Source organism: Paenibacillus pseudetheri (assembly GCF_924513355.1).
In the GTDB taxonomy this organism is placed as follows: Bacteria; Bacillota; Bacilli; order Paenibacillales; family Paenibacillaceae; genus Paenibacillus_AQ; species Paenibacillus_AQ pseudetheri.
The window spans coordinates 47,066-56,021 of sequence record NZ_CAKMAB010000041.1; the positions used below are offsets into that span (position 1 = coordinate 47,066).

At 40.6% G+C, this 8,956-nt stretch carries 10 protein-coding genes; 2 read left to right on the forward strand and 8 right to left on the reverse strand.

Translation table 11 applies throughout. The annotated features are described in order from the left end of the window. The first annotated feature begins 53 nt into the window (after positions 1–53). Positions 54–638: a P-loop nucleotide/nucleoside kinase family protein gene (locus tag L1028_RS25605; protein WP_234540780.1), complete on the forward strand. Its 585-nt coding sequence runs from the start codon at positions 54–56 to the stop codon at positions 636–638. Positions 639–820: 182 nt separating this feature from the next. Here L1028_RS25605 and rsiV read toward each other — a convergent pair whose 3' ends face one another. The 7 genes from rsiV to L1028_RS25640 all read right to left on the reverse strand — a co-directional run bounded on the left by rsiV (position 821) and on the right by L1028_RS25640 (position 7,806). Beyond that, on the reverse strand, positions 821–1,708 hold the full coding sequence (gene rsiV / locus L1028_RS25610) for an anti-sigma-V factor RsiV (RefSeq protein ID WP_234540781.1): 888 nt from the start codon (positions 1,706–1,708) through the stop codon (positions 821–823). A gap of 1 nt (position 1,709) precedes the next feature. Next, positions 1,710–2,216, reverse strand: coding sequence for an RNA polymerase sigma factor (locus L1028_RS25615; protein WP_234540782.1), 507 nt, complete (start codon positions 2,214–2,216; stop codon positions 1,710–1,712). Between the two features lie 91 nt (positions 2,217–2,307). Beyond that, positions 2,308–4,287: an acyltransferase family protein gene (locus L1028_RS25620; protein WP_234540783.1), complete on the reverse strand. Its 1,980-nt coding sequence runs from the start codon at positions 4,285–4,287 to the stop codon at positions 2,308–2,310. Between the two features lie 171 nt (positions 4,288–4,458). After that, positions 4,459–5,532 (reverse strand): stalk domain-containing protein, encoded by a 1,074-nt coding sequence (locus tag L1028_RS25625; RefSeq protein WP_234540784.1) that lies wholly within the window; start codon positions 5,530–5,532, stop codon positions 4,459–4,461. Between the two features lie 84 nt (positions 5,533–5,616). After that, on the reverse strand, positions 5,617–6,066 hold the full coding sequence (locus tag L1028_RS25630; RefSeq protein ID WP_234540785.1) for an NUDIX hydrolase: 450 nt from the start codon (positions 6,064–6,066) through the stop codon (positions 5,617–5,619). 17 nt (positions 6,067–6,083) lie between these two features. Then, positions 6,084–7,070: a phosphotransferase enzyme family protein gene (locus L1028_RS25635; RefSeq protein ID WP_234540786.1), complete on the reverse strand. Its 987-nt coding sequence runs from the start codon at positions 7,068–7,070 to the stop codon at positions 6,084–6,086. Positions 7,071–7,272: 202 nt separating this feature from the next. Next, positions 7,273–7,806: a YdhK family protein gene (locus tag L1028_RS25640; protein ID WP_234540787.1), complete on the reverse strand. Its 534-nt coding sequence runs from the start codon at positions 7,804–7,806 to the stop codon at positions 7,273–7,275. 175 nt (positions 7,807–7,981) lie between these two features. On the opposite strand from L1028_RS25640, the gene sleB reads away from it, so the two are divergent. Next, a complete protein-coding gene (sleB, locus tag L1028_RS25645) occupies positions 7,982–8,623 on the forward strand; it encodes a spore cortex-lytic enzyme (RefSeq protein WP_423803088.1) in 642 nt (213 codons plus the stop codon). A gap of 46 nt (positions 8,624–8,669) precedes the next feature. On the opposite strand, the gene L1028_RS25650 is transcribed toward sleB, so the two are convergent. Continuing rightward, complete coding sequence (locus L1028_RS25650) at positions 8,670–8,936, reverse strand: CD3324 family protein (protein WP_234540794.1); 267 nt, start codon at positions 8,934–8,936, stop codon at positions 8,670–8,672. Positions 8,937–8,956 lie beyond the last annotated feature (20 nt).

Here is an 8,956-nt window from a genome sequence, read left to right on the forward strand (position 1 = left end):
TAGTATGCAGAGATGCTTATAGCGTTGAATTGAGGTTCTAAGGAGAGTCAGCGATGAACAAACTTGTATTTTTTCTGGGGCCAGCTGGGGCAGGCAAAACGACATTAGCTAAAGCGATCGCTTCAGGGCGCAAAGTTCCCTTCTTTGATATGGATATTCTCTTACGACCGGCCGCTGACGCCATCATGACCTTACACGGATTGGACCCAGCGGACAGAGACTCTGCCGAGTACAAAAGATTATGCCGTGATTTGGGTTACCGGATTACGATGGACGCTGCCTTAGATAATATCGGTCTGAATGTGGATGCATTTGTAGTTGGACCATTTACCCAAGAGGCTGCCAACCCTGACTGGATCAGCAGTGAGTTATCTCGAATTGGACGTTCCCTGCAAGATGTTGAGGTTAAAGTTGTTTTGGTTGAACTAGCCAATGAAGAATTGTATCGGACACGAATTCATGATCGACAATCACCATTAGATGAATGGAAGTTCCAGCATTGGGATGAATTCCGCAAATCTTTTGGAAACCGTAGTGTGAAGTGGCCGCTTCCAAGTTCCAATGTGAAGGTGATCGATAATTCTAATCCAGACATAACGAAGACTGTGGCTGTGGTGGAGCATTTTATCTACGACTAGGAATTAAATAGCTCTTCCATGATCATTCGTTTTACGAACAAGCATAAACGGCTCCAGCGTCCTTATAAGGACGGTAGTGTTTAAGCGAGAAATATAAGGATAAATTATAGTGTAAAACTTATACTTTCTTATATTTGAATAAAGACCGGCAAAGAGAGAACTCTCTTGCCGGTCTTTTATTATTACTGAATATACTTCTGACTTACTAGATCCCCTGCTATGGCTTCAGTTGGGATCACGAATTCAACGGAACCCATAGCACCTGGGGCTACATCATATTTATTAAACACAATTACAAGCTTGTCATCATTATTGATAAAGAAGCTTTGATCTTTTGAAATAGAAGTAAACATATCTGTTGACACCTCATCCCCATTCTCCGGGATCCAATACACAATATCGGGGTCAGCCTTCATTTGCGCAATCATCTGCTCTTTAATATTTTGGCTAATCCGCTCAATGTATTGCTCATCCTTAAATAACATTGGCAATGTAATAAGGATTTGGTTCACTTTGTCTATCGTATCAAAATTGACTTCCTCAGAAGAAGAACCTGACGTTTCCACAACATATCTTCCAATGGAGAAAATACGATCATTGTCCGTTTTGACTTCATAACCCGTGTCCAGACCTAAGTGACCTCCACCTTGCTTCTTCAACTCTGCGATCTCCGCTTGGAACTTATCATAAAGTGCTTTGTTCTCGCTTAAGTACTTGTTATTCAATCCAAGTTCCAGCTCTTTGTTCTCCATGTTCGTAACGGCCGGCACTTTGATATTGGCATCGTAGTTTTCTTCCGCCACAATATATTCTTTAATGGTTAGTACTTTAATAAGCCGATCGACACCTGGAATAGAGGATAATGCGCTCGCCACGGTTGTACTAGTGTTAATCGCAATCAAAAAGACAATAGCAGCAACCCCCATACTGGCAAACCATTTATATTTTAACCGTTTTTTTCTTCTTTCTTTAAGTGATTGCTTCAGAGAGCGATTCACCATTAAATCTAATTGTTCTGGAATAGGAACCTCGCTATATTCCTTATGTAAATCTTTTAAATGGTCTACCATCTTACATAATCTCCTCTGAGGCTTCATCCTTCAGTTTCACCCGCAATAACTGAAGTGCCTGATACAGTCTTGTTTTTATCGTATTGGTGTTCTCGTTAAGAACTTCCGCCACTTCACTAATCTTCATGTCTTCAAAGTATCTCAATACGATCACGCTTCGGTATTTTGTCGGCAGATCTTCAAGGGTTCTTTTCAAATCTATATCCGAGTAAACATCCTCTGCACCAGGACAATAGACATCTATCATCTCTGGCTCCATCGTCTGGACCTTTTTGTTTCTGCGCAGAAAGTCTAGTGAAGTATTCACGACAATACGGTAAAACCAGCTTTTCACGGCATCAGGATTCTTCAATAATTCAAGATTATCCATCGCTTTATAAATGGAATCCTGAACAATATCGAGAGCATCCTCTCTGTTTTTGACATAGCTGTAGGCGAGTCTGTAGACATTCTCTTTGTGTTCGATGATACAATTGGTTAGTATTTTCTCAGTTTTCCTATTCAACATTGTAGATTATCCTTCTCTGTTTGTTATCTAGTGTTGTAATAGGTGTAAGACGTTTAGCGAGTTCAAAAAGTTTGGAGAATTAATTATTTTTTCACTCACTTTCCAAAACTTTCGCAAGAAGTGAGGCGTAATACTTAGAACCCTCAGGTTTCAGATGCACGCCATCTTCATAGAAGAGATTGTCTTTCCCTTCACTAGCAGTGTACCAGTCTACTACGGTCGCATTACTATATTCACTGGAAACTTTTGAAATGTTGTGATTCACATTATTCTCCCACTTCCTTGGGACACGTGTATTGACCAAAAAAATCTGCTCAGCATCACTTAGTGAATCCAGTAGATTACGTAACTGCTTTGAACTAAAAGAGCCGTTAGTGCCCAGCTCAATGATCACCTTTTTACCTAAACGGCCTTGAGATTTAAGCTGATCCACTACCTCCTGAGCTTTCGCCATCTGCCGACCGATCTTCCCTTCGATGACAATGCCAGGTAATTTCTCTGAGAGATATGGTGCTACGTCCAAAATGACAGAATCCCCAATGGCCGTAACGTCATTCCCAGCTTGACCCTTCACAGCCACAGGTTTTTTTTCTTCAGGAACAATTTTGTTCACATCTGATTCAGGCTTAGACACTTCTGTATTTATAGTTCCCACTTTAGGATCAGGTTTGTTCACTTCAGGTTCAGATGTAGCTGTTGCCATGGCTGGTAATGATGGTTTATCAGTTACACTCTTGTCTATCGCTTTATGATCTGTGGAATCATCCTTTATTCCCAAATCTTGTTGTTCTTGCTGCTGCAGTTGTTGTTGTTCATACTCCATATTTGCCGATTCGATCGCAGTAGTATCCGATCCAGCGTTTAACAAATAACCTTTGCATGCGATAGGGATAAGAATCACAGCAATAATAGCCATTAAGAAGCCTGGACGAAGACCACCCCGTCGTTTTACACTAATGTTCTTCCAAGTTTCCTTAAGTGAACCTCGACGAATAGGCTCCTCCACATACTTATATGACAATGCAGCTAGAAGAAAACTTACTGCTACCTGAATGATGATACGAAGCATGCCGCTTTCTTCAGTACTCACATTCGGACTACTAAGGATAATAACTGGAAAATGCCATATGTACAAACTATATGATCGCAACCCGATCCAACGCAAAGGTTTACAGCCTACGATCGATCCCAGACGGCTAGCAGGATGAGCGAGTACGGCAATAACTACTGCAGCAATCAAAGAAATCACTAAAAACCCACCACGGTAAAGCAAATCATCAAACTCATTAACCTGATTAAAAAGGACTAACAATAGTATGAGTCCTAATCCCCCAACAATATCAAGCACACGCTGAGCCGGTTCTGAGACCTTATCATTAAGTTTCTGACTTGGCCAAGCAACTGCAAGTGCTGCTCCAATGAGAAGTGCAAATACACGAGTATCCGTTCCATAATATACTCTACTTGGGTCTGTGCCCGGTACATAGATCAAAGCCATCGCTAAAGCCGAGACTGCAGCGCAAGCCATAATCCATGCAATAAGCTTACCTCGCCGACGAGCGATCTTCATCACGATGATGAGAACTATTGGCCATAGAATATAAAACTGTCCTTCAATTGAAAGCGACCATAAATGTCCGATCGGAGATGGGGGGCCAAAGCTTTCAAAATAGGAAACATTATGAAATATTAGCCACCAGTTGTTGAAGTAAAATAAGGAAGACATAAAGTCACCCTTGAGCCCAAACAATCTTGAAGGTTCTATAATTAAAAGCCATATGGCAACCACAAAAAGCATGACGATCATCGCAGGCAACAGCCTCCGTGCCCTGCGAACCCAAAAGTCTAAAAGGTTCAGTCTTCGGTGCCGCTCCCACTGGGTAATGATTTGGTCAGTTATGAGATATCCTGAGATAACAAAAAATATTCCAACGCCGAGGAGTCCACCCTCAGCCCAATTCAGATTCAAATGATATGCGATTACAGCGAGTACTGATAAAGCCCTTAGACCATCAATTCCTGGCACATAACGCCTGCCGCCTACAGATTGTATAGAAGACTGGCTCCTCATATTATTTCTGAAAAGCTTCGTGTTGTCTTTCATAATGTTTCAGTCCTTACCGTCGATTTATCGTTCCATAAGTAAGACGCTGTAAACGCATGAAAAGTTCTGTAAGCAAGTGAAAATGTTATTAAATAAAAAAAGTATCTGGCAGAGAAATCTGCCAGATAACATTTTTTATTAAATGCCCTGCACTTCAATCTGTAGAATATCTGTTACAAATTGGACAGGGACAAACGTTTTGTTATCCTGAAGCACTGGTGCAGTACCTAATGCTTTAGGAGCCATTCTTGCTATAAAATAAGAATCTTTGTTAATAGAAACACTCGTCCACTGTGCTCCCTTCCTTAACTCAGATGTTTTGGTAGATTGATTCCACTTTAATTCAAAGTTTAATTGATTGGCTAAATCACGTAATGATAGCATCAGCACACCTTGCTTGTTGGTGAAACTGGGAACTTTTTTCAAATCAAGCTTAGCTACGTCCGTGGAATTACTATTCAAGCTGAAACGAAACTCTGGTGATCCTACATATCCAGGTGCAATACTATATTTAGGGAAGACAACCACTAAGTCACCTTTATCGATATAAAATGACTGCTCAACTGAAGTTCCTTTGTACTCTTCCAAGAAATACTTGTCGGAGTCTTTTTTAATCTCCGCAAGAATATCTACATCGAGCTTTCCTTTGTAGTTAGCACCGAGCAGGTCTGAAAGAGTAACTAGTTGTGCCTCAGCTACATTTCTCACATTATAAGTATCATTCCGCGGCAGGCTAGTTCCGCCTTCAGATCCTTCAGTAATAACCGTCAAGGAGATAACATCTGCTGGATTACCTGTTCCATCTGACTTCAGCTCATAAGCGATATTAAGAGTGTAGGGATGGTAGTCTTGTTTATCTGCTTGTGCTTTTTCACCCATTTCAGCGGCGTCTTTCTCCCAATGTGCCAAATCCTTTTCAGCATGAGACAAAATAATATCATTCAGCTCATCTTGGTATGGCTTGTCTAGCATGCCTGTTAGTTGTGGCACTTTAATATCAGCGATTAGATATTTACTTGTTGTGTTAAGAACTTTTTCTTGAATCTTAATGCCAGTAAGCGCTGGGGTCGTAGATTGCACCATTGAAGAAACACTAGCTGCTACTGATGTGGATGCCATAGCATGAACCGGTAAGGAAGCTAAGCTCACCCCCAAAATTGCCGCACATCCAACTGCACTCATTTTAAATAGATTTTTTGTTGTTTTGTTCATATCTCGTCATCCTCCATCTCTATTTATAAGTGCCTTCCGATGACACTCATTAGCTAGGACGCAGGGGGACCTCTAAAAAGTTTGCTAATTTTCTAATTTAAATATAATTTCTTCTATATCTGTGCCCTGTAACTCTACGTAAAAAGGCTGCACTGCATCATTTAGGCAATACTCTAGCCGCAGTCTTAGGTTTTTCCATGTGAGCATATCCATTGCTTGTTCTATTGAGAAAAAGCCCACTTCCAAGCTTTCAGAACTAGTAGCGGGCTTACCACCGATAGCTGTACCCAGAAATAATGTAGTGCAAATATACCGATCTACATTTTGAAAAACGCCGCAGAACTTATAAATCTCTATATCAATACCCGATTCTTCTTTGGCTTCCCTGATCGCCGCCTCTTTAAGAGACTCTCCTTCTTCGACCTGTCCACCAGGCATCTCCCATCCTCGGCGTGGCCCTTTTATTAATAAGATTTCTCCCTGATCATTGAATACAACGGTAGCTGCAGAAAGAATATGTTTTGGAGGTGTCATATTGGTTAGCTCCGTCATTAAAGCTCTAAACAAGCTATGTCATTTAGAGCATCTTGAATATTGCAGGCAAGCCACACTCTATTCTCCTCACGTTGTGACTCCGAAAACTCTTGAAATAACAAAAGCACTAATTCCAGTCGACGCTTCTCAATAAAGAGCGGGAGCACTTCTAGCCACTTATTGTCGAGAGCATACTCTCGATTATATCCCTTCATAAAGGACTTCAACATGGCTGCCGCAAGACTAGAAGTTCTACTCTGCTCTACTTCCGGTTTTCGCCAATCCCCAAAGATGGTCGAGTAATAAACGGCAATGGCAATATCATGCACCATATAGTCGTATCCGCAATCATCAAAGTCAAACACGGTGATCTGCCCCTCATGCACGAAAAAATTACCCGGATGCAAATCACGGTGACATAGTCCATAACCTTCTCGATTCCGCGGCAACTGGTTAATCCGATCATTTATATGAAGCAACTTTTCAAAAAGCAGCTGTTCAACAGTACCAAAGTTAGCAAAGTCAAACTCTAGCTTACCCTGATGTGGTCTTGCCAGAACAGTCTCCGGACGCTCGTATTGCAGAGCTAAAGCATGCATTCTTCCTGTTACCTCACCCCATTGCTCATAGAGCTCCGATCCCCAATAAGGGTCGGAAGCATTAACATGACCACCTGGTGCTTTCTCCATCACACAGATCATAAATCTTTCCTCATCTTTGACTAGCGTTTGTACCAAACTGCCATCCTTAAAGGGAATGGGGGGAGCCAGTTGCACTCCATGCTTTGCAAGATGGTCCATAAAGTCAAGTTCAGAGATAACCATCTCCTGCTCCTGATGAGAATGATGAGTTACACGTAAAATAAATTCATGATCATCTTTTGGAAAGCTATAGACAACATTTTCAAAGCCACCAATATACTTTATCGTTGTCCAATCGACTTGAATCTGTTGTGCAGCTTGCTTAAGCATCTCTTCATCGAATTTCACCTGCCAGTTAGGCATTTCAATCACGCTCCTACCTTCTAAGAAAATACCATTTTAATGGTATATTTTGTATAGTTGTGCTTTATAAAGATATATTAACACTTCACTACCAATAAAAGAAGCAATCAAAAAGGTAGGAGCAGCCTAGAACTTTAACAAAGTTCATGACTACTCCTACCTTGATCTTTTTTCATTACTTATGAACTTAAATTTCTATTGGTTACTTTATAGCTGAAAGCTCGTCTTCCGTTACCCATTTATGATTTTTCACTTTATCTTCACCCGTAGTTGGCATGTAATCAATCATATATACCGCAGTTTGTTCCGCAGCGTTAATTTGAGCCGTTGCACCTTTCATACCTTTCATATGGTCAGCTTCCATTATGACTTCCGAGCCGGATTCATAGGGTTTGTCGGCTGCTTTTTTGATTTCCTCATGAATAATCCACTTGTGATTTGTAACTGGAAATCCGCCTGTTGCGGGCCTATAAGAAACGTTATACGCAGTGGTATCAAAAGCTCCAACTATCGTTGCTATTGCCCCTCTCATACCTTCCATATGGTCCGCTTGGATAATCGCTTTACTTCCTATTTTAAAAGTAGGATCCTCTGCCACTTTCAAATTTTCAGGTACGTCGCTTGAACTGGAATGCGAGGTATCTTCCATTATTTTATTGCCATAGCTATTATCATTACCACATGCGCTTAAAGTGAGTGCAGCTGCGATTATGAATAGATATAATTGCTTTTTCATATATAAAACCTCCGAAGTTGATGTGCCCCTGATTATTCATTTACCCATTTCATAAGATCACAAACCGAATGAAGGATTTTTGAAAATATAAAATGATTATTAGATTACCAATAAATGAGTGTTGTCTCAGTTATTGAAGGTTATTTATAATGTTTTCTGAAAGGAGGCTACTACAATGAAGACTAAAATATTCACTTTGTTGCTTCTTTTGGGTCTGGTAGGTATGGCTACTATGATCGGTTCTGCTAGTGCTGCTCCGGTATTAACCGTAGGGAGTTCCTCTGGAGATGTGTGGGATCTTCAGTATCGATTAAAAACTCTGGACTTCTATACTCAACCTTTAGATGGTGTATATGGATCACAAACGAAAACAGCCGTTACTAAATTTCAAAAGGCCTACGGATTAAGTGCCGATGGAGTTACTGGTACAAAAACTTGGAATGCTCTAAAAAAATACACGCTTAATATTGAGGAGATGGATATTCTGGCGAAAGTCATTTACAGTGAATCTCGCGGTGAGCCTTATAAAGGTCAAGTCGCAGTTGGCGCTGTAGTTATGAATCGCATACAATCTAGTCAATTCCCAAACAATATTAAAGAGGTTGTATTTCAACAGGGCGCTTTTACAGCCGTATCTGACGGCCAGTACTGGCTTACTCCAAACCGGACTGCCTATTTAGCTGCTCTTGATGCTGTGCGAGGTTGGGACCCAACATACAATTCGATCTATTATTTCAATCCAGATACAGCTACTAGTGCATGGATCTGGACTCGTCCTCAGAACTTAAAAATTGGTAAGCATATATTTGCGAGTTAACGCTTCAAATAAATGTAATAGCCGGTCAACCACTACGGTTGACCAGCTATTTTTTAGTATAAACAATTTTCTTAATACTATCTTTAGAAAGACAGTATTCACCTGAGAGCTGGTCAACGGTTGCACCAGCAGCAAACCTCAGGCAGATCTCAATATTTCTTGATTTTAAATATTTTCTACTCCCTGACTTCTCGCCCCATTTCACATGTAATTCTTCAGGCTTTGGAACGTAGACCATACCGCCGTTTATATATTTCTGTATTTCTTGTAGTAACTCTTTTGGGAAAATCGTATCTGCATTTACATATTTCATAATTAATCTACTCCTTAAAC